22 protein-coding genes are annotated in these 25010 nt (G+C 29.8%); 4 read left to right on the forward strand and 18 right to left on the reverse strand.

Features of this window, described 5'->3' with window-relative positions; genetic code table 11:
- Positions 1-5: 5 nt before the first annotated feature.
- From CLOPA_RS21605 to purR, 18 genes are all read right to left on the reverse strand, one after another.
- Complete coding sequence (locus tag CLOPA_RS21605; RefSeq protein ID WP_015617540.1) at positions 6-284, reverse strand: FtsB family cell division protein; 279 nt, start codon at positions 282-284, stop codon at positions 6-8.
- Between the two features lie 78 nt (positions 285-362).
- On the reverse strand, positions 363-767 hold the full coding sequence (gene yabQ / locus CLOPA_RS21610; RefSeq protein ID WP_015617541.1) for a spore cortex biosynthesis protein YabQ: 405 nt from the start codon (positions 765-767) through the stop codon (positions 363-365).
- 5 nt (positions 768-772) lie between these two features.
- Positions 773-1054 carry a sporulation protein YabP gene (yabP, locus tag CLOPA_RS21615; RefSeq protein WP_015617542.1) on the reverse strand — a complete coding sequence of 94 codons (282 nt, stop codon included), beginning with the start codon at positions 1052-1054 and terminating at the stop codon, positions 773-775.
- 87 nt (positions 1055-1141) lie between these two features.
- The gene (locus tag CLOPA_RS21620; RefSeq protein WP_015617543.1) at positions 1142-1399 is read right to left on the reverse strand and encodes an RNA-binding S4 domain-containing protein; all 258 of its coding nucleotides are present in this window, start codon (positions 1397-1399) and stop codon (positions 1142-1144) included.
- 97 nt (positions 1400-1496) lie between these two features.
- On the reverse strand, positions 1497-1805 hold the full coding sequence (locus tag CLOPA_RS21625) for an HU family DNA-binding protein (protein WP_278246009.1): 309 nt from the start codon (positions 1803-1805) through the stop codon (positions 1497-1499).
- A 69-nt stretch (positions 1806-1874) separates the two neighbouring features.
- Positions 1875-3326: a nucleoside triphosphate pyrophosphohydrolase gene (gene mazG, locus CLOPA_RS21630; RefSeq protein ID WP_015617545.1), complete on the reverse strand. Its 1452-nt coding sequence runs from the start codon at positions 3324-3326 to the stop codon at positions 1875-1877.
- A 28-nt stretch (positions 3327-3354) separates the two neighbouring features.
- Entirely contained in the window at positions 3355-4896 is a 1542-nt protein-coding gene (locus CLOPA_RS21635; RefSeq protein ID WP_015617546.1) for a putative polysaccharide biosynthesis protein, read from the reverse strand.
- Between the two features lie 183 nt (positions 4897-5079).
- Positions 5080-5634: a stage V sporulation protein T gene (spoVT, locus tag CLOPA_RS21640; protein ID WP_015617547.1), complete on the reverse strand. Its 555-nt coding sequence runs from the start codon at positions 5632-5634 to the stop codon at positions 5080-5082.
- A gap of 324 nt (positions 5635-5958) precedes the next feature.
- On the reverse strand, positions 5959-6966 hold the full coding sequence (locus tag CLOPA_RS21645; protein WP_015617548.1) for a peptidylprolyl isomerase: 1008 nt from the start codon (positions 6964-6966) through the stop codon (positions 5959-5961).
- 80 nt (positions 6967-7046) lie between these two features.
- Complete coding sequence (gene mfd / locus CLOPA_RS21650; protein ID WP_015617549.1) at positions 7047-10565, reverse strand: transcription-repair coupling factor; 3519 nt, start codon at positions 10563-10565, stop codon at positions 7047-7049.
- A gap of 18 nt (positions 10566-10583) precedes the next feature.
- The gene (gene pth, locus CLOPA_RS21655) at positions 10584-11147 is read right to left on the reverse strand and encodes an aminoacyl-tRNA hydrolase (protein ID WP_015617550.1); all 564 of its coding nucleotides are present in this window, start codon (positions 11145-11147) and stop codon (positions 10584-10586) included.
- Between the two features lie 495 nt (positions 11148-11642).
- Positions 11643-12836 carry a S1C family serine protease gene (locus CLOPA_RS21660; protein ID WP_015617551.1) on the reverse strand — a complete coding sequence of 398 codons (1194 nt, stop codon included), beginning with the start codon at positions 12834-12836 and terminating at the stop codon, positions 11643-11645.
- A 35-nt stretch (positions 12837-12871) separates the two neighbouring features.
- On the reverse strand, positions 12872-14293 hold the full coding sequence (locus CLOPA_RS21665; RefSeq protein ID WP_015617552.1) for a HAMP domain-containing sensor histidine kinase: 1422 nt from the start codon (positions 14291-14293) through the stop codon (positions 12872-12874).
- Positions 14294-14296: 3 nt separating this feature from the next.
- Entirely contained in the window at positions 14297-14983 is a 687-nt protein-coding gene (locus CLOPA_RS21670; protein ID WP_015617553.1) for a response regulator transcription factor, read from the reverse strand.
- A 174-nt stretch (positions 14984-15157) separates the two neighbouring features.
- Positions 15158-16132, reverse strand: coding sequence for a ribose-phosphate diphosphokinase (locus CLOPA_RS21675; RefSeq protein ID WP_015617554.1), 975 nt, complete (start codon positions 16130-16132; stop codon positions 15158-15160).
- Positions 16133-16154: 22 nt separating this feature from the next.
- The gene (gene glmU / locus CLOPA_RS21680; protein WP_015617555.1) at positions 16155-17525 is read right to left on the reverse strand and encodes a bifunctional UDP-N-acetylglucosamine diphosphorylase/glucosamine-1-phosphate N-acetyltransferase GlmU; all 1371 of its coding nucleotides are present in this window, start codon (positions 17523-17525) and stop codon (positions 16155-16157) included.
- A 157-nt stretch (positions 17526-17682) separates the two neighbouring features.
- Entirely contained in the window at positions 17683-17970 is a 288-nt protein-coding gene (gene spoVG, locus CLOPA_RS21685) for a septation regulator SpoVG (protein ID WP_015617556.1), read from the reverse strand.
- Between the two features lie 104 nt (positions 17971-18074).
- A complete protein-coding gene (gene purR, locus CLOPA_RS21690; protein ID WP_015617557.1) occupies positions 18075-18890 on the reverse strand; it encodes a pur operon repressor in 816 nt (271 codons plus the stop codon).
- Positions 18891-19156: 266 nt separating this feature from the next.
- Here purR and murC point away from each other — a divergent pair, with 266 nt between their 5' ends.
- The 4 genes from murC (at position 19157) to CLOPA_RS21710 (ending at position 24946) form a co-directional block, all read left to right on the forward strand.
- Positions 19157-20533 carry a UDP-N-acetylmuramate--L-alanine ligase gene (murC, locus tag CLOPA_RS21695; RefSeq protein ID WP_015617558.1) on the forward strand — a complete coding sequence of 459 codons (1377 nt, stop codon included), beginning with the start codon at positions 19157-19159 and terminating at the stop codon, positions 20531-20533.
- 401 nt (positions 20534-20934) lie between these two features.
- Positions 20935-22671, forward strand: a complete 1737-nt coding sequence (locus CLOPA_RS21700; protein ID WP_015617560.1) for an ABC transporter ATP-binding protein — start codon at positions 20935-20937, stop codon at positions 22669-22671.
- Positions 22671-24455 carry an ABC transporter ATP-binding protein gene (locus CLOPA_RS21705; protein ID WP_015617561.1) on the forward strand — a complete coding sequence of 595 codons (1785 nt, stop codon included), beginning with the start codon at positions 22671-22673 and terminating at the stop codon, positions 24453-24455. Before CLOPA_RS21700 ends, CLOPA_RS21705 begins: the two co-directional genes overlap by 1 nt.
- 170 nt (positions 24456-24625) lie before the next feature.
- Positions 24626-24946: a hypothetical protein gene (locus tag CLOPA_RS21710; protein ID WP_015617562.1), complete on the forward strand. Its 321-nt coding sequence runs from the start codon at positions 24626-24628 to the stop codon at positions 24944-24946.
- The last annotated feature ends 64 nt before the right edge of the window (positions 24947-25010 follow it).

The following is a 25010-nucleotide window of genomic DNA, read 5'->3' on the forward strand; positions in this document are numbered from 1 at the left end:
AACATTTATTTATTATTACTGCCATTTACTACAGGAATCTCGCCTTGTTTAATAAGACCTAATTTTTCTCTAGCAAGTTTTTCGCTGTATTTATCCGATTGCGATATTTTAATCTCGCTCTGCAATCTTTCATTCTCGGACTTGATTCTTTGTGCTTCCATAGTCTTGTCTTGAATTCCTGCTTGTATTCTGTTCATAGTAAGTTGCTGATTAATAAATACATAACACACATTGATAACAATAATTCCTACTATCAGATACTTAAGTTTAGACTTCTTTCCCATACCGTTTTCCTTTCAGAATTTAAGCATTTAAACTACTATCTCTATTTTAAATTTTTTTTTTAATATATTCAAGTTTTTTTATCCTTTATTTTTATCCTTACCTAAAAAATAATTAAATAATAGCCTAATAGGATATATTATAAGGTTAAATGTTATTCTTATAAACCTTACAAAAAATCTTAAAAGTTTAACTTCACCATATATTAATTTTTCACTTAAAAGTTTAATATAAATATATACACCAAGTGCTATAAATAAATATACATAAATACCCATAATCGCATCATTGCTGTAAAGTAAAAATACAAATATTATTATAGCAGTTAAAATCCAAAAAAGTAAATCTTCAATAAATCCCAAAACTTTATTAGGAAGTTCTAATCCTCTAATAACTCTATATATATCAAATAATATACCGGTAAATATTCCTGCAATAAAACTATAAAAAAGTAAATTAAATTGAATAAAATTTGAAAGTACCATACTCTTCACCTAAATAGTCTAGCTATTATACTTTCATTATTTTTTCTACTTTGATTGCCTGTATATGCAAAGGAATTTATTGATCCGGTAATTTTCATATCTCCATTTTCTACATCTAACTTATTCATCTTCAGCTCATTACCTTTTATTGTCAGTGCCCCCAAATTAGTATTTAATATTATAATTTCGTCATTAAAACTGACTACTTCATTTACACCTGTAATGGACAATTTTTTTCTATTTTCAAGCACTAAATTACTTTTTTTATCTTCAACTTTTACTTCCATACTTTTCCCTCCTATTCCACCTATAAATATATATGTAAAACAAGAGAGTTATATTACTTTATACACTGGTATTCATTAGCTTAAAAATTAATTATCTTTCTTATCTGAAATAATTTCATACATTTGATTTGCATTTTCTTTAAGAACATGATTTGAAATATTCATTATCTTTGCTTTTAGCACCTTTTCAGAATACTTAATCTCTATAATATCTTCTTCATTTACTTCTGAACTTGGTTTTGCTAACTTTCCATTTATAAAAACTCTACCACTTTCACAAGCTTCTTTTGCCACCGTTCTTCTTTTTATTATTCTTGATATCTTCAGGTACTTATCTAATCTCATAAACGTTCCTCCTTGAATTCTCTTGATAATTGAAATTTAATCTATAATAGCAAAAAAACCTGGATAAAATCCAGGCTTTGGAATAAAATCAAATAAATTATTTATTTACTCTGTCCTTAAATTCTTTTCCAGCTTTGAATACTGGAACTGTTGAAGCAGGTATAGTTATCTCTTCTTTAGATCTTGGATTTCTTCCTTTTCTTTCAGCTCTTTCTCTTGTTTCAAATGTACCGAATCCAACTAATTGAACTTTCTCACCCTTTTCAAGAGCTTCTTCAATACTTTCTATAAATCCTTTTAGAGCTATTTCTGCATCTTTCTTTGTTAAATTACTTTTTTCAGCTATACTTGTAATTAATTCTGCTTTATTCACTTTTGTTACCTCCTTAAAATTAAGAATATACATCAACTTAATAGCATATTCTTCATAAATTACAAAATTCCTTCTTTTTAATAAATAATTAACATATATTTATTAGATTTTTAGAGATTTTGCTTCATTCCATAATTTATCCATTTCGCCAAGTGTCATATCCTCTAAAATAATATTCATTTCCTTTGCCTTTAGTTCAATGAATTCAAAGCGTCTAATGAATTTATCTATAGTATAATTTAAAGCATTTTCAGGGTCAATGTCAAGGAATCTTGAAACATTTACTACACTAAATGCTAAATCGCCCACTTCTTCTAATATTTTATCCCTATTACTACCTTTATATACATCTTTTACTTCATTTAATTCTTCTAAAACCTTATCCATAGCCTCTTCAACTTTATCCCAATCAAATCCAATTTTAGCTGCCTTTTTCTGTACTTTCTCTGCTCTTATGAGTGCTGGTAAATTTTTTGCTATATGCTTTAATTCATCTGCATGGTTAGTTAATTTTTGCTCTTTCATTTTAATTTGATCCCATCTATCAATCACAGCCTCTGAAGTATCTGCAATTTCATTACCAAATATATGTGGATGTCTATCAACCATTTTATTACATATACCTTCAATCACATCATTCACATTAAAATAGCCATCTTCTTTCCCTATCTGTGAATGAAATATAATCTGAAAGAGGACATCTCCCAGTTCCTCCACTATCATATTTTCATCCTTTTTATCTATAGCTTCCAATACTTCATAACTCTCTTCTATAAGACCTCTCTTTATGGAATCATGATTTTGCTTTTTATCCCAAGGGCATCCATTTTCTCCCCTTAAAATATCCATAATATTAACTAAATCATAAAAGTCTTTATTATTATTTAAATCTTTTGGTATATATATAGATGTAAGATAGTCTATATCCTGTTGACGATCCAGCTCATACAACAATATTTTCCTTATACTTTCATCATTTTTTATTCCCGCTGATCTTACAAAATAAATTTCAGTATCATCTCTATAATAATTTAGCAAAGCGAGTTTAACCTCAGATGCTATGAAATTATTGTAGACCTGAGTTATTATAGTTCCTATTCTCTTATCCATAATTTGATTATTTATATCAAAGGCATCTATTACCTTAATACCCTCTATTGGATCTATCTCTAGTGCCTCCATTACAGCATCAATAAAACTTACAGCTGGTAATATATTAACTTGTATTTTTCTGTCCTTACAGAGCTTTAATAAAATATTAACTGATTTTTCAGCTACTAATGGATGGCCTGGTACAGCATAAACAATATTTCCTAGTAGCTCATGCTGCTTTAATAAATCTTCAGCAATAGAACTATATACTTCATCAAAATTTTCAGCCTGCTCATATTTACCATCATAGGTCAAAAAATCAAGTCCCTCATCCTTTAAAAATTTAACTGTAGGATGCTTTATTGTCCTTAAAAATATATTACTATTTTGTTTTATTATTTGTATTGCACCCATAGTCAATGATTCTAAAGATCCTGGACCCAAACCCACTATATTAATCATATGCCTATCTCCTTTATATATATTTCCTCTATAACTTTCTTCTACCTATTCTCCTCTTTATTTGACTATAACTAAATATTCCAAACAACAATATTAAAATTAAATATATAATAACACCTAAAAATATAGCCACAAAACAAGCTATACTATTACTCATTGTATTATTATAGACATTTAAATAAATAAATACAACTGCGATTACCATAATTATAGATGCATAGGCTGGTTTTATTATACTTTCATAAAAGTTAATTTTTACATTTAAGTATTTTTTAACAAGTCTTATATTAAGCATGGCTGCTGTCATATATCCAAATATAGTTCCTATTACTGCTCCGTATATATTTATTTCAGGCATTTGAACTAAATATAGAGTTATAGTAACCTTAACAATACATCCGAAAAACAAGTTTATTACAGGATAGAAATACTTGCCAACTCCCTGCAATACGGCAGTACAAGTTTGAGCAAGTACTATGAACGGTATACAAATACTTAAGTATTTTAAAATCAAATAGCCATCTCCATGACCTGGAAATATTAAATTTAATATAGGCCTGGCCATAAAAAATAATCCACATAAAGATGGTATTGCAATAACCATTGATACTTTTATAGCTAAATGAAGTTTATGTATAACTTCTTGCCTTCTGTTCAATATATATGCTTCTGATATTATTGGTACTAGTGATGCACATAGAGCTATAGATAATGTTAATGGTACATTAACTAATACAAATGCTTTACCAGTAAGTTGTCCGTAAAGTATAGTCGCCTCTTTATAGTTAAATCCTGCCATAATAAGTTTCTGAGGAACAATTATGGAATCAAGTAATCCCATAATACTACTCACTGCTGATCCAAGAGAAATAGGAATTGCTATATATAATAATTTACTCATTATTTCATAATTTTTTTTATGTTTAACAATTTTAAATTCCTTTCGAACATTAATATATTTACCTATTAAATATATTCCAGCAGCTACAGCACCAGCCACTGCTCCAAAAGCAGCCCCGCCTGCGGAATATTCTATTCCTCTAGGTAATAATATATATGCAAGTCCAACTCCAACCATTACTCTTCCTAATTGTTCAAATATTTGAGATATAGCCGTGGGATTCATATTTTGCATACCTTGAAAAAATCCCCTAAAAGCACTTACTATAGATATAAATAGTGGTGCAAAAGCAATAGCAATTAATGAGTAATAGGATTTCCTATCCCAATTCAAAAAAATTATTAATTTATTACTAAATATCAGAATAAAGGCTGTAAATCCCCCTCCAATGATAATCATAAGAACAAGTGCTTTTCTAAGTACTAGATTTGCCCCATCTCTATCCCCTACTGCATTTCTCTCAGAAACCAATTTTGAAATAGCTACAGGTATACCTGATGCAGTGGCTATAAAAAACATGTACATAGGATATGACATCTGATAATATCCAATACCTTCATCACCTATTAACATTATAAGCGGCCATCTAAAAAATATCCCTAAAAATTTAGCTACAATACCTGCCATTCCCAAAATAACAGTTCCTCTAATAAGCGATTGCTTTTTCATAATATACAATACCTCCAAAATTCCTATAAGATATTAATATTTATAGTTTGGAGGTATTATTACTTTTTATATGATTTTATATGCATCCTAAATAAATAACTAAACAAAATAAAGCAATCATTTATTTCTGACACCATATGTAACCTTTAGCTCTTAAAATTTATTATAACTAGTACAATAATGTTATTGTTCCATTTGCTTCCCTAAAAACAAAGAGGCTGTCTCTCCCAATTTTTCTTCTATCTGACTAAAAGTTACTCCATCTTCCTTAGACATTATAATTACCGCTCCAATAGAATCTCCTTCTGCTATAATAGGCGAAATTATCTGTGCAGAATATTTTCCTTCAGTATCTTCATCTTCTATTAGAGGTATTGCTTTATTATCATTGTCATTGATATTAACGAGTTTTCTATCATCCATAACCTTTTCTAGTTCATCACTTACGCGTTTTTCTAAATATTCTTTTTTCACCCCGCCACTCACAGAAATAATGTTATCTTTATCAGATATGAGAACTATATGCCCACTGGAAGCATTTAAGGATTCAGCATACTCCTTTGAGAAATCACTTAATTCACCAATTGGCGAATATTTCTTTAATATTACTCCTCCTTCTCTGTCTGTAAATATTTCAAGAGGATCTCCTTCTCTAATTCTTAGAGTTCTCCTTATCTCTTTTGGTATTACAACCCTTCCTAGATCATCTATACGTCTAACAATACCAGTTGCTTTCATACTATCTTCCCTCCAGTTTATTGTAAATATTTTTACATTTATAGTATCCTACCAAGTATAAAATTTTATGCATACTTTTTACTATAATACTAAAATAGACTTGTATTTACAAAAACTATTCTTCATAATCCCATGAATTTTAAAGTTTTACCTATAGTTAATTAATTTATGTAATATTAACAATGTTAATATTACATAATAAAAGTAAAAAGGCTATCCCCATCGCAAAGGATAACCTTTTTACTTTTATTAATAATATACTATATCTCAATTCAAAATATAATTTGTCAATGAATCTTATTCGTTTAACTGTAAACAGTGTTGTTATTGTAGATTATTAGGATACTGCTTAATTTGTGCTGCTTTTTTCCAGGTGTCTGTAGTCTTTTGTACCTCAGACTGTTTAGCCGTATTTAACAAATTAGTCTGTATGTCAGATTTTACTTCATCAAGTTTTTTAACAGGATATTCTGTCTTAGTAATACATTTTATTACATGCCATCCAAATTGAGTATGAACCGGTTGTGATACTTCTCCTGGCTTTAGTGCCATTCCAGCCTTTAAGAATGTAGGATCAAGTCCTGAATTTGCCTCTTCTACATCTCCTAAGTCTCCACCATTATCCTTACTCCCTGTATCAGTAGATACTTCCTTTGCTACCTTTGCAAAATCTTCACCTTTATCTATTCTAGTTTTTACCTGATTTGCCTCAGCTTCTGTAGCTACCAATATGTGTGCAAGATGTATCTTGTTAGGCTGAGTAGTAAATTGAGTTTGATTTGCATTGTAATAATCTTGAATTTGCTTATCTGTTACTTTTACATTTTTAGTTATATAATCATTAACTTTATTAAGTGTTAGTTCTCTTTTTATTTCATCCTTTAAGGATTGTTCCGTAAAACCATTTTGACTTAGTGCAGTCTTCCATTCAGCATCGGTTTTGTACTGAGACTTTGCAGAATCATACTGTTTAGTAACTTCAGATTGTAACTCAGAATCAGAAGGAATAAGTTTTAATTCCTTTGCCTTTTGAAGGAATAAAGTTTCTGTAACCATTTGATCTAAGATAGTTTGCTTTTGTTGCTTTAATGCTGCTATTGCCTGATCATTACTGGTATAGTTATTGCCATATTGCTGCTTAATCTGACTTATAAGACTTTTCATCTGCCAACTGTCCTCTAGTTGACCTCTAGTTATCTTTTCATTGTTTACTTGCGCCACTGTACTATTTAAAATACCTTGCTGCGTCTTTGCTATCATATTACAGCCACTTATTGCTACAGCAAGCATTCCAACAATTGCAAAAGACACTATTTTCTTTACGTTCCTCAAATTTATTCCCCCTAATTTTTAATTATTAAAATTTATAAGTTTTATAAATTCTATAATACGATTTTAATTTTATCATAAATTTATTTTGTTTCAACTATAGATATTATATATTCTAGCAATTCAGTCAAATTAATTAATAGATTTTCTCGTTTTGAATTCCTTAAATTATATACAATTATAGGTTTATCTTCTAATCTAAAAACTATACTTCTATTGTAATCTTTAATTAAACTTTTCACCAACTTATCAGTAATTCTATTTTTATCATAAAACTTAAAGTTTACAAAATCCTTTTTATCCTTAATATCAATTATACCAACTTTTTTTGCTAATGATTTAATATAAGCAATATGCATTAAATTAGCAACAGAAATAGGTATATCTGAATATCTATCTTCTAGTTCTTCCTGTATGTCAAAGAACTCCTCCTTTGATTCAATAGATGCAATTTTCTTATAAATTTCTATTTTTTGTACCTCGTTTTCTATGTAAGAATTTGGTATATATGCATCTATTTTGAGTTCGATAGAGGTTTCAATAGGTTCTTTCTCTACATCGCCTTTATACTGCTTTATAGCATCCTCAAGCATCCTGCAATATAAATCATATCCAATTGACGCCATATGGCCGTGCTGAGCTGATCCCATCATGTTACCTGCTCCTCTTATCTCTAAATCTCGCATGGCAATTTTAAAGCCTGAACCAAGCTCAGTAAATTCCTTTATTGCTTTTAGCCTCTTTTCTGCTATTTCAGTTAATACCTTATCCTTTCTATATGTAAAATAAGCATAAGCTATCCTGTTTGTTCTCCCCACTCTCCCTCTAAGCTGATAAAGCTGAGATAATCCCATCTTATCTGCATCGTATATGATCATTGTGTTAACATTCTGAATATCAATACCAGTTTCAATTATAGTAGTACATAAAAGTATATCATATTCTTTATTCATAAAGCCTAGCATTTCTGTTTCCAATTCTCTTTCTGTCATCTGCCCATGTGCCACTGCTACCTTAGCTTCCGGAATTAATTTTGTCAATTTTGCTGCCATATCATTTATGGTTTCTACTCTATTATATACAAAAAACACCTGTCCATCTCTATTAAGTTCTCTCATAACGGCATCTCTTATAAGTTGATCATTGTATTCTACTACATAAGTTTGCACTGGATATCTCTCTTCTGGAGGCGTTTCCATTACACTTATATCTCTTACCCCTGTAAGTGACATATGAAGGGTCCTAGGTATAGGTGTGGCTGTCAATGTTAACACATCTATGTTCTTCTTCAGATTTTTAATTTTTTCCTTATGTGTTACTCCAAATCTTTGTTCTTCATCTACAATTAAAAGTCCAAGATCCTTAAACTGAACATCCTTTTGCAGTATTCTATGAGTACCAATAAGTACATCTACATTTCCCTCTTTTAAAGCTTTTATTGTAACCTTTTGCTGAGCAGAGGTCCTAAATCTACTTATCATATCTATTTTTACAGGAAAATCAGAAAATCTTTTTTTTAAATTTGTATAATGTTGTTCTGCAAGTATAGTAGTTGGAACTAAAAATGCCACTTGTTTTCCATCCATTACCGCTTTGAAAGCTGTTCTAACTGCAACTTCCGTCTTACCATAGCCCACATCACCACACAAAAGCCTATCCATAACTTTACCAATTTCCATATCATGCTTTATATCTTCTATAGCACTTAGTTGATCTGGAGTTTCATCATAGGGAAACTCATCTTCAAATTGTTTTTGCCAGATAGTATCTTTTGAATAGGTATACCCGTTTAAAGTAGACCTTACTGCATACAATTTAACTAGTTCCTCAGCAATCTCATTAATTGATTTTTTAACTTTGTTTTTGGCTTTAGTCCACTCATTACCACCAAGTTTACTTACTTTTGGAGAATTCCCATCACTACCTATATATTTTTGTACCAGATCAAGTTGTTCCACTGGAACAAATAATTTATCATCACCAGTGTAGGTTAGTTCCAGGTAATCTTTTTTGTGTCCTTCAACTTCAAGCTGTTTTATTCCCTTATATACACCTATTCCATGATTAACATGAACTATATAATCTCCTGGTTTCAGCTCAGCAAAACTCTTTATCTTACTTACACCTTTTTGAATTTTCTTTTTTGACTTTCTTTTTGATTCACCAAAAATTTCTTTGTCTGAAATAACACAAAGCTTCAAATCAGGATATTCAAAACTTTTATTAAGGCTTCCAAAAGTGATGACAATCTCTCCAAATTGTATACTTTGTATTTCATCTCTATAATTACTCTCTATACCTCTATCTCTAAGTGTATTTACTAATCTTTCTCCTCTGGGTTTACTTCCACACAATATAACTGTTTTATATCCTTTATCCTTCTTATCCTTAATTTCATTTATAAGCACTTCAAGGACTCCACCAAAATTACTTAAGGTTATTTCTCTAAAACTTTCATCATAGGTATTTTTGAGAAAACCTTTAGATTTTTCAATACCAGTTATATTAATTATTTTGCTGCTATTCAGCACCTCATAAATTTCTTTTTCTGGAAAAAGCAGTTCACCTTGACCTGGTAATATATCTCCTCTCTCAAGGAAAGCTTTATAATTTTCCTGAAATTCAAAGAATACACTGCTTAACTTGCCCTTACATCTTAAATCATCTGCAATTATTATTATTGAATCCTGAATAAAATCAAAGAATGTAGATGGCTTATCATAGAAGAATGGCAAAAAGCTATCTATGGTTTCAAAGGTTGAAGATTCCCTTAATGCTTCTAAATTCCTATTTATTATACCAGATATTTTCCCTTTAGCTTCTTTATCTTTTTTTTCTTTAAGATTTTCTACTACTACAGAAAGTTCTTCTTTTATTAAATTATATCCTCGTTCAATATTACTTTCCTCTAAAATAATTTCTTTTGCTGGAAATATATCCACTTTAGTTACTTTCTCAATGCTCCTCTGAGATCCTGTATTAAAAGTTCTTATGGATTCAATTTCATCTCCAAAAAACTCAATCCTATAAGGCATATTAGATATAGGCGGAAATATATCAAATATACCCCCTCTTATAGAAAACTGCCCTTTACTATCTACAGTTTCTACTCTTTCATAGCCAGATAAAATAAGTTCTTTACTGAATTTGTCTAAATTAATAGCATCACCAAGGCCAATATTAAATGTATATTTCTTATACAATTCTACTGGGGAATAATAAGATGAAAAAGCTTCAATTGAAGTTACTATTATCTTTCTTCCCTTTAGAAGCATTTCTTTTATGATTTTTATTCTTTCCCATCTTAAATCACCAGAAATTGCATCAACATTATAAAAAACTACATCTTTAGTTGGAAAATAATAAACATTTGATAAATATAAGGATAAATCCTCATATAACTTTTTTGCCTCCACATCATTATCCGTTACAACAACAAAAGGAGCATTTATTTCTTCATATAAGCTGTAAACAAAATAACTTCTTGCCGACTCAGATAACCCTGATATTCCAATTGGGAACTTATTTTTATTTATATTGTATAGTATATTTATAAATTCTCTACTTTCTCTTAAAGGCTGAATAAGCCCCCTAAACCTCATACTAACACCTCTTAATTACTAAACCTTGAGACCATTAAAATTATTCATGGCCTCACAGATACCTTTTGTTATTATGCAATCTACCGCATCAATTACTGCACTAAATACTTTTTCAACCTCTACTCTATCATCTTGATTAAATCTTCCAAGAACATGACTTATTAAATCTCCTTTAGATATACCTACCCCTACCTTAATTCTTGGAAATACCTCTGTAGAAAGATTAAATATTATGTTTTTTATACCATTGTGACCGCCAGCACTGCCACTTTTTCTTATTCTCATTCTTCCAACATCAAGACTGATATCATCATATATTATTATTACATTTTCACTTTGTATTTTATAAAAATCACAAACCTCTTTAACACTCTCTCCACTTAAGTTCATAAAAGTAGTAGGTTTTAAAAAAATTACTTTTTCTTGCTCTATTTTCCCTTCTCCATACACTCCTTTAAATTTTGTCCTGTTCATATTAATATTATACTTATCACACATCAAATCTAAAATATCAAACCCTACATTATGCCTTGTTTTCTCATATTCTTTACCAGGGTTGCCCAGTCCAACTATTAGGTACACTTTATGCCACTTCCTCCTTAATTTTATCACAATATAAGCCATATAAACAGAGTTCTTAGTATCGGTATATGATACTTAGAAATCGTTGTCCTTTAGGGTAAATCGTTATCCAGGGATGCAGCCACTCTTTACTCCCACTTTACGAAAAGCGATGGGAGTATTAGAGTAGGTAGTCATCGGATAAAAAATAATGACTTGAAATATCTAAATACATTATACTAAATATTTACTAAAATAAAAATCAGCAGTATATATTAAATACATTACTGCTAAATATTTTATTCCGTAACCGGCTATCTTTATTATACTTTTTGAGCTATACAATAACTATAGTAAGTTATCATTAAATGTTTAACTTAAGCCCAGTAATATACAAAATTCCCTCAAATAAATTTCATTAATAACCATCAATTATCGAAAGTAGGTCTTTTCGATAATTTAATATTAAATCTAATGACTTTTCCATTTCTAATTACTTTACATGAAATAGAATCCCTACTTTATTTTAATATTAAATCTAATGATTTTTCCATTTCTAATTACTTTACATGGAACAGAATCCCCTACTTTATGCCTATTCACAATATCCTGAAGTTCATTTTTAGATTGTATTTTTACACTATCAAATTCTACTATTATGTCATTAGCCTTTATCCCTGATTCCTGTGCTCCGGCATCATCTTTAACTTGTTTCACAAATACGCCTTTTGTCTTTTTATCTTCTGATACATAATCCTCAGGATTAATGATACCTAGATCGGGTCTTATTACTCTTCCATTTTTCATTATGGAATTTATTATATTTTTTGCCTCATTTATAGATATAGCAAATCCCATTCCCTCTACATTTTCATCAGCACCTATTTTCAAACTATTTATACCTATAACTTCTCCGCTTTCATTACAAAGGGCACCACCACTATTTCCTGGGTTTATGGCCGCATCTGTTTGAAGCAAATTGTAAGTTGTAGTAACTCCGGTAGAAGGATCCTGTATTCCTATGTTTCTATTTACAGCACTTATAATACCAGCTGTAACAGACCCTGAAAATTCATCCCCCAAAGGATTTCCTATGGCAATAGCAGTATCACCCACCTGAACTTTAGAGGAATCTCCAAAAACTGCTGCTGGTAAATTAGGTGCATCAATCTTGATAACAGCCAGATCAGACATAGAATCATATCCTATAACTTTTGCATTGAAAGGTTTAGAATTTTTACCATTAGACAGCTTAACAAGATGCTTACTTGTGCCTTTAATAACATGATAATTTGTTACAATATAACCATCAGACTTAAAAATTATTCCCGACCCACTATAGTTGTTTTCACCATCCAAGATATTATCGTTACTGTTATTTATGCCTACAACACTTTGACTTACAGTTTCGGCTACTCTAGTGATAGGATTTTGGGAAGCATTATTAACACCTGTAGAAGCCTTGTTACTTTGAAAAAAGGAAGAATTATTACTTTCTATTGCACTACTATATTTTTTACTTGAAATGTACCCTCCAGTTATTCCACCTGAAAGAGCAGCGATCAAAACAAAGATTACCCCTTTACAAATTTTAACAAATATATAGTTATCTTTCTTTTTTCTAAATTTTATTTTTCCTCCTAAGCCATCTTTCTTTGTCTCTATTTCATGCCATTGCACATCTTCAACAATTCTACTATCATCTTTCAAAGTAACACCTCCCACTATATAGGACTAAATAATGATTAATTATTTGCCTTTGTCAACGTAAATGTAAACTCAACTCCAGTATCTTTAACATTTTTTACCCATATATCTTCCCCATGCTGGGTAAGTATGCTTTGAACTATAGGTAATCCAAGTCCTGTACTAACTTTAGAGGTTCTAGATTTATCTTTTTTGTAAAACCTATCCCAAATATGCTTTAAAGCATCTTCTGATAAAGGATTACTTTCATTGTAGATTGAAATAAAAATCTTATCTCCTTTTATTTTTGTTCCAATACTCACCTTTCCCTCATTTACTACATATTTAATTGCATTATCAATTAAATTTGTTACAACTTGCATTATTCTGTCCATATCTCCCATTGCATAGGAATCATCTTTGTCAAAGTATACATCTACTACTAGTTTCTTTTCATTTATTTTAGGCTCAAACTTTATAACAGTACGCCTTATTATCTCGTTAATATTGAGTTTAGTTATATTCAGAGTCAATTGGCCAGATTCTATAGCTGATAAATCCAATAGATCATTTACAAGTCTTGTTAATCTCTGGGTTTCATCATAGGCCAAAGATAAATAATATTTTTCTTTTTCCGGTGGTATAACTCCATCCAATATTCCTCCAATGAACCCTTTAATAGAGGTTATCGGAGATCTTATTTCATGGGAAACGTTTGAAATGAATTCTCTTCTATTCTTTTCAATCTTAGTTATGGAATCTGCCATATAGTTAAAAGAATTTGCCAATTCTCCAATTTCATCCTCTGATTTGATTTCTACTCTTTTTTCTATATCTCCATTAGCTATTTTTCTAGCTGCATAGTTTATTTTACCAAGGGGCTTAACAATAATTTTCTGTGATAGATGATATATAACAATACAGGCTATTATTATAGCAAAAGTGGCCAACACCCAAATTATATAGTATACTTTTATAAGTGGCCTCTTTATTTCAGACAAAGAGGTATTCATCATTATAGCTCCTTCAAAGCCATTACTATTATCTGAAATTGGAACAATATATGTATGCACAGGCATATTGAAGGTATCTCCATATACGTCTTTTCTGGCAATAATATTTCCTTTTCTAAGCTGTTCAATATCACCACTTAAAATTATTTGTTTATCAAGTAATTTGACATTAGTTTCATCAGAGACTGCATAGACGTAACCATATTTGCCTACTAAAAGTATATTTGCATTAAAATAGCGTTCAAGATTCTGCAGTGTATCATTTAGGAAATCATAGGACATACCACCCTGCATATAATTTATTGCTACAGGCTTTATAAGTGCTGCTCCCCTATAGAGTTCATCCTCTCTTTGTTGAAAATAATAGGATTCAAACCAAACAGACAAAAGTCCTGAAACGATAATAAAGCTTACAGCTATAATAATGGTATATGTTGCTATCATCTGAGAAAATAGTCCCTTTTTCATACACTACTTCACCTCAAATTTATATCCAACACCCCATACTGTTTGAATTTGCCAATTTGATCCCCCCTGAAGCTTCTCTCTTAGCCTTTTAACATGAACATCTACAGTTCTTGAATCTCCCGGGTAGTCATATCCCCATACTTCACATAAAAGTTGTTCCCTGGTAAATACTCTATTTCTATTGTTTGCAAGATAATGCAATAATTCAAATTCTTTTGGTGGCATTTTTATCTCTTCTCCATTATATACAACAGAATAAGAATTTATATCTATTAATAAACCATCAAAACTTAATTTTTCTTTACCTCTATTGTCCGTATTATATCTTCTCAATACTGCTTTTACTCTTGCTATAAGTTCTTTAGCCTCGAAAGGCTTAACAATATAATCATCAGCTCCAAGTTCAAGCCCCAAAACCTTATCAAAGGTTTCTCCTTTAGCTGTAAGCATAATTACAGGAGTCTCATATTCCTTTCTTATAGCCTTCAAAACATCTATACCATCTACATGAGGCAGCATTATATCTAAAAGTACCAAATCCGGTTTACATTCTATAAAAGCATCTATAGCTTCTTTTCCGTCATAACAAAGCCTTGTACTGTACCCTGAACTTTCAAGATATATTTTTATTATATCTGCTATATTTTCATCATCATCAATAATTAAAATTGTTCCTAATGTTCCTTCCATATCTTATACCTCCTATAGATATTACTATTACCATAGTAATTATAATTTATCATATTTATTTAATTTAATCATGAATGTTACAAATTATTAATTATAATTTAAAATATAGTAAAACATCGCAAAACTAAACTGTAGGTTGCGATGCTTTACTTCTATTGGTCTACATAATTTATATTAATTTTTATTATCTATTGCTTCATCAAATATTTTACTTACTGAAACATCCTCATATATTCTTCTTATGGCTTCTGCAAAAATATTTGCTACAGATAAAATCTTTATTTTATTGCTGCAGTTTTTTTCATCAACAGGTATTGTATCTAATACTACTACCTCTTTAAGGGTGGATTTTTCAATTCTCTCCATAGCAGGTCCTGACAATACTCCATGAGTACAGCAAGCATAAATTTCTTTTGCTCCCAATTTTGTAAGTGCATCTGCTGCATTGGTAATTGAACCGGCTGTATCTATCATATCATCTACTAATATAACTTTCTTTCCATCTATATTACCAATAACGCTCAATACTTCTGATACATTTGGTTTTGGTCTTCTCTTATCCACTATAGCTATCGGCACTTCAAGTCTTTCTGCAAATTTCCTAGTTCTCTTCACTCCACCTATATCAGGTGATACTGCAACCAATTCATCCTTATTAAAATTTAGTTCTTTAAAATATTTGGCCAAAATTGGAGCTCCTTCCAAATGGTCAACAGGTATATCAAAGAATCCTTGAATTTGTGCTGCATGTAAATCCATTGTAAGTACTCTGTCAGCACCTGCTGTATGTATAAGATCAGCTACAAGCTTTGCTGTTATTGGCTGTCTTGCCTTTGCCTTTCTATCTTGTCTTGCATAAGCATAATGCGGTATAACAGCAGTTATTCTTCCAGCTGATGCCCTCTTAAGAGCGTCAAGCATAATTAAAAGTTCCATAAGACTATCATTAACAGGTTCACAAAGAGTCTGTACTACAAATACATCTGCCCCTCTTACGGTTTCATTAATATCAACGTAAGTCTCTCCATTACTAAATTTACTTACCTTAGAATCTCCTAATTTAATACCTAATATATCTGCAATACTCTTTACCAAATCTGGGTTTGAATTACCTGTAAATATTTTTATATTTTTTCCATGACATATCATAATAAAATAACCCTCCCAAAGTTTATTTCTTTAAATTATTTTTTGATACCCAGTCTTTTTTATTAACCTGTCTTGATCTAGCTATTGCTAATGATCCTTCTGGAACTTTTTCAGTTATTGTTGATCCCGCTGCAATATATGTATTGTCTTCAACTTCTACTGGTGATACCAAATTAGTATTACAACCTATAAATGAATTATCACCAATTATAGTCTTATGTTTTTCTTTTCCATCATAATTTACCACTACTGTTCCGCAGCCAAAATTACAATTTTTTCCAACCTCTGCATCACCTATGTATGTTAAATGTGATACTTTAGTATTGTTGCCTATTTTAGATTTCTTAATTTCTACAAAATCACCTATTCTAGCATGACTTCCAATACTAGTTTCTGGCCTTATATATGCAAAAGGTCCTACTGTAGTATTACTGCCTATTTTACTTTCTAAAATTACAGAACTCTGTATAGTTACATTTTCACTAATAATACTACTTACGATTCGAGAATTAGGATAAAGAATACAACCCTCTTTTATTATAGAATTACCCTCAATTACATTTCCGGGATATACTATTGTATCCTTTTCTATCTGTACATCTTCACCAATATATGTACAATTAGGGTCAATAATAGTAACTCCATTTTCCATATGTTTTTTATTAATTCTATTTCTCATTATTCTCTCAACTTCAGACAATTGAACTCTTGAATTAACTCCCAAAGTTTCCTCAAAATCAATAGCCATTGCACCAATTTTTTCTCCAGCTTTTCTTAATATCTCAATCATATCCGTTAAGTAGTATTCTTTTTGAGCATTATCATTTTTAATTTTTTCTAACCCATTTAAAAGAATTTTTATGTCAAAACAATACATTGCTGCATTGACTTCTTTAACTTTTAGCTCATCAGCACTGCAATCCTTATGCTCAACTATTCTTTCTACGCCATCTTGAGAATTCCTTATAATTCTACCATAGCCATCAGGGTGTTCCAATATTGAAGTGAGCAGAGTAGCTTTATATCCACCTTGTTCATGGAATTTAATGAATTTTTTAACAGTGTCTTCCGAAATTAAAGGAGCATCTCCTGCAAAGATTGCTACAATTCCGTCCTTATCTTTTAAAAATTCTTTAGCGCACATAACAGCATGTCCTGTACCTAATTGTTCACTTTGAAAAGAATAAGTTACATTTTTTTCTTTTGTAGCTATCTTTACTTGGTCAGCTCCTTTTCCTATTATAATATTAATAGATTCAAAATCTGACTTTCTCATCACATCAATTACGTGATTTAACATTTCCTTACCACAGACTTTATGCAGTACTTTAGGTAAATCCGATTTCATCCTTTTGCCTTTGCCACCTGCCAAAATCAAAACACACTTATCCATGTTTACACCTCTTTTTGTACATATTACGACAATTAACCTTTATTATTATATTTTATTATTAAAGTATTTTCAAGATAATAGAACATTTTTTCGTTTCTCCAGAAGACATCTGATTAAATTCATAGAAAATAAAAAGGAGTATTACCTCCTTTTTATTTTATTCTTCACTTTCTGCTTTTGTTTCTTCTTCATTTTTTACTTTTTCGTATTCATCCAAAATTGCCGTTTGTATTTTTTCTCTTGTTGTAGTGTTTATAGGATGTGCTATGTCCTTAAATTCTCCATCTGGAGTCTTTCTACTAGGCATAGCAATAAAAAGACCATTCTGGCCCTCGATAACCTTTATGTCATGAACAACAAATTCATTATCGAATGTAACTGAAACTATGGCTTTCATTTTTCCCTCTGTAGTTATTTTCCTGATTCTTACATCTGTAATCTGCATTATTCAACTCCACCTCCAAGATGCTTTATAAATCTTATATTCTCTATATTTTATATTTTTCCTTCTTATTTTTCAAAAAATTTATAATTTTTATAAAAATTTTATTATTTTTTATTTTCCGATGGAATCAGAACCGCCGTTCCATCCTCAGAAATACCATTAAATTTTAAAATAGATATATAATCATTTACAAGTTTTCTTTTATTTTCCACACTATCTATTAATACACCTATTCCTAAAACCTCACTATCGAATTCTCTTAATAGATCGATAATTCCTAATGCAGTTCCTCCCACCTTCATAAAATCATCAATAAAAACACATTTACTTCCTCTTTTCATTGACCTTTTAGATAAAGACATATTCTGTATCCTTTTACTTGATCCGCTTAAATAATTTATACTTACAGTAGGCCCTTCCGTAACCTTACTGTCTCTTCTTACTATAATAAGCTGTACTCCCAATAATTTGGCCACTTCATAAGCAAGGGGTATTCCCTTTGTTTCTACCGTAACTACATAATCTATTGACAATTTATTAAAGTTTAATGACAGAATAGCTGCAGCTTTATGTACCATTTCGGGATTATACATTACATCGGTCATATAAATAAAGTTTCCTGGTATTATTCTATTCTTTTCTTTTAAAATAAAACATAATTCATTGGCAAATTTCTCTTTCTCCACTTCTGAAACGTTACAGGCATATTTAATTCCACCAGAAGCACCTGAAATTGTTTCAATATTTCCAATTTTAAGTTTGTTTAGTATATCCCTTATAATAACTATATCTTCGCTTATGGTTGATTTAGCTGCATTAAATATCTCCGTAAAATTATTTAAATTTATAACTTTATTAGGCTTTTCAACTAATATTTTAGTTATAGCTGCTATCCTTTGATTTCTACTGAATTTTTCCATCCCATCACCTGTTTACATTAAAATTACGAATTATTTATGAAATAATTTTCTTATTATTCATATTTTATGCTATATTATAGCCTTTATCAATAGAAATATTCCCGTTTTTCTATGTTATTTATTATTTTATGTATTGCTTTTTTTTATATTTGTATATAATTTAAGAAGGGGAATTTTTAATTATAACTATTTCGAAAATTCGTTTAGGAGTAAAAACTTCTCTGAATATACAAATTAATTAGTCAATATTTTAAGGAGTTGGTTTTATGAGTTTTAATTTAAATATGGATTTTAAGAAAAAGGTGCATTTTATAGGTATAGGCGGCATTAGCATGAGTGGCCTGGCTCAAATTCTACTTAAGAGAGGATACACTGTATCAGGTTCGGATATGAACGCATCTCCTCTCACAAAAAAATTGTCAGACCTTGGAGCAGAAATATATATAGGACATGATAAAAATAATCTTAAGAATGTAGACTTAGTAATATATACCGCTGCTATTCCTGACACAAATCCAGAACTGGCAGAAGCTAAATTGTTAAACATTCCACTGCTGACAAGAGCAGAGTTTTTAGGATTAATTATGAAAGGCCATAAATATAATGTAGCTATATCTGGAACCCATGGTAAAACTACAACTACCTCCATGATTTCTCATATAACTTTAGAAGAAAATTTAGACCCCACTATTCTTGTTGGCGGCGAACTTGATATTATTGATGGCAATGTAAGAACTGGGAAAAGTGAATATTTTATTACTGAAGCCTGTGAATACAAAGCTTCATTTTTAAAATTTTACCCTTATATAGGTATAATTCTTAACGTAGATGCAGATCATTTGGATTATTATAAGGATATAGATGATATTCAGAATACCTTTGAAAAATTCACTAACCTAATTCCAGAGGATGGATATTTGATTGCAAATGCCGATGATGTAAGAGCTTCCGAAATTGCCTCAAAAGCTAATTGCAATGTTCTAACCTTCGGTATAGATAATGGTACTATAGCCGCCAAAAATATATCCTTTGATACAAATGGCTGTGCTTCCTTCAATGTTTATAATTCTAATGATTTCTTATTCAATATAAAGCTTAACGTTCCGGGAAAGCATAATATACTGAATGCTTTAGCTTCAATCAGCTGTGCTCTAATACTTAATATAAATAAATCCTCTATATTAAATGGACTCTCAAGTTTTGGCGGAACCCATAGAAGATTTGAATATAAAGGTAAAAAAAATGGTGTAACAGTAATAGATGATTATGCACATCATCCAACAGAAATAAAAGCTACTTTATCAGCTGCAAAAAATTATCCTCACAAAAGGATACTTTGTATTTTTCAGCCTCACACTTACTCAAGAACACTTTCTCTTTTTGATGAGTTTAGTAAAGCTTTTTCTGGCACAGATGAGCTTATATTAGCAGACATTTATGCCGCTAGAGAAAAAGATACAGGTGTAGTCAGCTCAAATACACTTGCAGATTCTATAAGAAAAAATAATGTAAAATGTGAAAATATACACAGTTTTGAAGAAATAGTTACCTATCTTAACAATAACTTAAAAGAAGGAGACTTACTTTTAACTGTAGGTGCTGGAAATATATTTGAAGTTGGAGAAATGTATTTAAATAATTAGAAGAAATTAGAAACTTTTATTGACAAATATTTTTTAATAATCTATGATAGAAACATAATGTTAATTTAAGGAGGTAGGAAAATGAGATACGGAATTTTATTTAGTAATATAATGATTTTTCAAAACAATTTAAAATTTAGTCCTACCTTAAAAGATATACTTTATAATTAACTTAAAGTTTGTTTTTAATGGTCATGGGCTACTTACCCATGACTTTTTATTTTTTAATTTGTATTTTATATTAAATTATTCAAAAGTTCATGGTAAATCATGAGCTTTTTTGTTTTTTCTAAATTATTTTCTAAAAATAGTTTATAGATATACAAATATTTATTTGACTCCATATTTCTTTTTAATATAAATCATACAAAATAATAAACGCATAAAGGGGGCTTCATTAAGTGAAAAGAGTACTAAAATATCTATCAAAATATCATTTTCTCATATTAATACCATCTACAGCAATGCTTTTAGGTATTGGACTGGATATGCTAAATCCATATTTAGTGCAGATAATGATAGATAAAGTAATAATACTAAAAAAATACGAACTACTAACTAAACTCCTTATTTATATAGGTCTTATATCCACATTAAGAGCTATTCTTGGCTATGTAAAAGAATATTGTTTTGATTATATGTCTACTAAAGTAACTACAGATATAAAAAAAGATTTATTTGATCACATTCAAAATCTTTCCTTTAGCTATTTTGATAGTATGAATACAGGAGAACTCATGTCAAGAATAGGAGAAGATGTAGAAAATGTATGGAAGGCTTTAGGCTTTGCCATAAATTTGATAATAGAAAATCTTTTATACTTTATTATTGCTTCTGTAATACTTTTTAAATTAAATTGGATACTTGCAATTATATGTCTAACTACTATGCCTCTATTAATCTATATAACTGCTAAATTAAAAAATGAAACTGTATCTCAATTTGACAAAATAAGTGATCAAATAGCTATACTAAATACTACAGCGCAAGAAAATATTGCAGGAGTCAGATTAGTAAAAGCTTTTGCCCGAGAAAAATATGAAATACTAAAATTTTTAAAACTAAATAAAACTAATTATGATTTAAATATGGGAGTAAATTATATATGGAGTAAATACAATCCTCTGCAAGACTTCTTAGGCAATATATCAACTGTATTAGTTGTATGCGCTGGTGGTATACTGGTTATAAAGGGCAATATGAGTATAGGTACCTTAGTTGCCTTTAACAGCTATGTCTGGATGCTAATATGGCCAATAAGAATGATTGGTACTTTTACAAATGTTATATCTCAGAGTTCCGCCTCTGCAAAAAAAATAGATGCAATATTTAATATAAAACCACAGATAGTAAGCCCTAAAAATTCCATTTCATTAAATAATATTAAAGGAGATATAGAATTTAAAAATGTATCCTTTAAATATAATAGTGAAACTGTTTTAAATAATATTAGCTTAAAAATTCCAGCTAAGAGCACTGTAGCTATAATGGGTACTACTGGTTCTGGTAAATCTTCTCTAATAAACCTTATAGGAAGATATTATGATGTTGCTTCAGGAAGTGTATTAATAGATGGAGTAGATGTTAGAAATCTTGATACAGAGCTCTTAAGAAGTCAGATGTCTATAGTGCCGCAGGATGTATTCCTATTTTCAGACACCATTGCAAATAATGTAAAATTTAGCAATGCAGATGCTTCTTATAACGAGATTATAAAAGCTTGCAGTGATTCCTGTGCATTAAATTTTATAAAAAAACTTGAAAATGGCTTTGATACAGTTATTGGTGAAAGAGGTATGGGCCTTTCCGGAGGTCAAAAGCAAAGACTTGCCATAGCTAGAGCCCTTGTTAAAAAATCAAAAATATTAATTTTGGATGATTCTACTTCCGCTTTGGATATGGACACAGAATACAATCTTCTAAAAAATCTATATCATAGACCTGAAAAAATGACTACTTTTATAATTGCTCATAGAATATCAGCCGTAAAAAATGCAGATATTATTGTATTTTTAGATAATGGTTCCATAATAGAAATTGGAACTCATTCAGAATTACTTAAGAAAAAAGGTTATTACTATGATATCTATTGTGAACAATTTAAATCTTTAGATGAAAATGAAACTGAGGTGATATAATGGCTAAAAATTCAGTAAGACAGGATGAAAATACAAATAGTATTTCCAATAAAGATTTGATATTTAGATTATTTGATTATTTAAAGCCCTATAAATTAAAAGTATTTTTTATATTAGTACTTTTAATTTATGTTATGATATGCGGTCTTTTAAATCCATATTTAATGAAATTGGCTATTGATAAATATATTTCACAAAAAAACTTACAAGGTCTTGTTATTATAGCCATAGTGATGTTTATATTAAATTTTTTATCAATGATTGCTTCAGCTGCCAGCATACGTATGATGGCTAAGGTTACAAATACGGTATTACTGGAAATAAGACAACAGCTTTATAAACATATTCAAAAGTTATCTTTTTCATTTTTCGACAACAGGCCTGTTGGAAAAATTTTAGCTAGAGTAATCGGCGATGTCAACTCTCTACAAGAGTTGTTTTCTACTAGTATAACAAGTTTTATACCTGAAATATTAACTCTTATATGCGTAACCTTTATAATGTTTTATATGAATTTTCAACTAGCTCTAGTTTCCATATTAGTGCTGCCATTTTTAGCTATTACCCTCTTTTCTATAGAGACAATTTCTAGAAAAAGATGGCAAATTTATCGAAAAAAAAGATCAAATTTAAATGCCTATACTCATGAAGATTTTTCAGGTATAAGAGTAATTAAAGGTTTTGCAGAAGAAGAGAAAACTTCATCAAATTTTTTATTATTTACAAAAGACATGATGAATTCCTTTGTAAAAGCTGTAAGATTAAATGACTCCTTTTGGCCAATAGTTACTCTTTCCTCCGGTGTAGGTACTGTACTAGTTTTTGGCTATGGAGTTTCTCTTATTAAATGGGGCAGTATGACTATTGGAACTATGGTTGCCTTTATTTCTTATGTAAGTATGTTTTGGCGACCTATTATAAATATAAGTAACTTTTACAACACTCTTATTACCAACTTTGCCGCTGGTGAAAGAATATTTGAAATTCTTGATATTGAGCCAGATATAATTGATATTAAAAATCATATTATGCCTAAGATAAAAGGTACTGTGCAATTTAAAAATTTAACTTTTTCTTACGATAATCATACTAATACTCTAAACAACATCAACTTCAAAATAAATCCTGGGGAAACGATAGCTTTAGTTGGATCTACTGGTTCTGGTAAAACTACAATAGTAAATCTCATAAGCAGATTTTATGACGCTACCAAAGGTGAAGTATTAATTGATGGTAAAGATGTTAAGAATTTTACTATAGAATCTCTAAGATCCCAGATGGGAATAATGCTTCAAGACACTTTCCTATTTTCTTCTACTATAAGAGAAAATATAAGATATGGAAAGCTTGATGCTACTGATGAAGAAGTTATAGCTGCTGCAAAATCAGCTAATGCTCATAATTTTATTATAAATCTTGAAAAAGGCTATGATACAGAAGTTAATGAAAGAGGTTCTAGACTTTCAGTTGGACAAAGACAGCTTATATCCTTTGCAAGAGCACTTCTTGCAAATCCAAGGATATTAATTCTTGATGAGGCTACCTCTAATATAGATACTTATACAGAAAAGCTTGTGCAAGAGGGAATACAGAAATTGCTAATTGGAAGGACTTCTTTTGTAATAGCTCATAGACTTTCTACTATTAGAAACGCTGATAAAATTATGGTTATAGATAATGGCAATATAGCTGAAGCTGGAACTCATAAAGAGCTAATGAAATTAAAAGGATTATATCATGACTTATTTATGTCACAATATAAATTTCTTAATGAAGCTAATTAGTTATGTAAGAATAAATAGCAAAACAAATATTCTAGTTACTTGAAAATGACTTAATAAGGTTAACTATATGTGTTAGCCTTATTTTTTATAATTTTATGTGTAAAATTATAAAAATTAGGCAAAATATAATAGAATACAAAAAGTCTATTTTTATCATGGGAGTGATTAACATGAGAAATTTTATTATTTCAGCAGGCATGGATTTAGTCCTAATACTTATATCATATTTTTTATTTAGAGGTATTATTAGTGGACCTACTCGTCATAGATTTTATGAAAAATTCATGAGCTCTTTTGCAAAGTTTGTTATTTATATATTTGTAGCTTCAATATTAATTACTGGTATAACCGCTCTAATTGTATATAAAACCAGATACGTAGTATATATTAATATCATTGCACCAGCACTGGTTTCTATACTTATAGGCTTTATAGTGTCTGTGGTTCCTACAAAGGGTGCTGGGGATAAAAGACATAAATCTTCACATTAGTTTTAAACATATGAGATTTTTACCAACAAAAAATTCATAATATTTCAGCAATATAGAAATAGGA

Origin of the sequence: Clostridium pasteurianum BC1, from assembly GCF_000389635.1 — a bacterium.
GTDB lineage: Bacteria > Bacillota > Clostridia > Clostridiales > Clostridiaceae > Clostridium_I > Clostridium_I pasteurianum_A.

Coding starts and splice junctions, on each gene's coding strand:
- CLOPA_RS21635 (WP_015617546.1), bottom strand. CDS start 4,896: ATGAAAAAGCAATCGCTTATTAGAGGAACTGTTATTTTGGGAATGGCA.
- murC (WP_015617558.1), top strand. CDS start 19,157: ATGAGTTTTAATTTAAATATGGATTTTAAGAAAAAGGTGCATTTTATA.
- spoVG (WP_015617556.1), bottom strand. CDS start 17,970: ATGCAGATTACAGATGTAAGAATCAGGAAAATAACTACAGAGGGAAAA.
- spoVT (WP_015617547.1), bottom strand. CDS start 5,634: ATGAAAGCAACTGGTATTGTTAGACGTATAGATGATCTAGGAAGGGTT.
- mfd (WP_015617549.1), bottom strand. CDS start 10,565: ATGAGGTTTAGGGGGCTTATTCAGCCTTTAAGAGAAAGTAGAGAATTT.
- CLOPA_RS21670 (WP_015617553.1), bottom strand. CDS start 14,983: ATGGAAGGAACATTAGGAACAATTTTAATTATTGATGATGATGAAAAT.
- yabQ (WP_015617541.1), bottom strand. CDS start 767: ATGGTACTTTCAAATTTTATTCAATTTAATTTACTTTTTTATAGTTTT.
- CLOPA_RS21710 (WP_015617562.1), top strand. CDS start 24,626: ATGAGAAATTTTATTATTTCAGCAGGCATGGATTTAGTCCTAATACTT.
- glmU (WP_015617555.1), bottom strand. CDS start 17,525: ATGGATAAGTGTGTTTTGATTTTGGCAGGTGGCAAAGGCAAAAGGATG.
- CLOPA_RS21625 (WP_278246009.1), bottom strand. CDS start 1,805: ATGTATATTCTTAATTTTAAGGAGGTAACAAAAGTGAATAAAGCAGAA.
- CLOPA_RS21675 (WP_015617554.1), bottom strand. CDS start 16,132: ATGATATGTCATGGAAAAAATATAAAAATATTTACAGGTAATTCAAAC.
- purR (WP_015617557.1), bottom strand. CDS start 18,890: ATGGAAAAATTCAGTAGAAATCAAAGGATAGCAGCTATAACTAAAATA.
- yabP (WP_015617542.1), bottom strand. CDS start 1,054: ATGGAAGTAAAAGTTGAAGATAAAAAAAGTAATTTAGTGCTTGAAAAT.
- CLOPA_RS21665 (WP_015617552.1), bottom strand. CDS start 14,293: ATGAAAAAGGGACTATTTTCTCAGATGATAGCAACATATACCATTATT.
- CLOPA_RS21605 (WP_015617540.1), bottom strand. CDS start 284: ATGGGAAAGAAGTCTAAACTTAAGTATCTGATAGTAGGAATTATTGTT.
- CLOPA_RS21705 (WP_015617561.1), top strand. CDS start 22,671: ATGGCTAAAAATTCAGTAAGACAGGATGAAAATACAAATAGTATTTCC.
- CLOPA_RS21620 (WP_015617543.1), bottom strand. CDS start 1,399: ATGAGATTAGATAAGTACCTGAAGATATCAAGAATAATAAAAAGAAGA.
- mazG (WP_015617545.1), bottom strand. CDS start 3,326: ATGATTAATATAGTGGGTTTGGGTCCAGGATCTTTAGAATCATTGACT.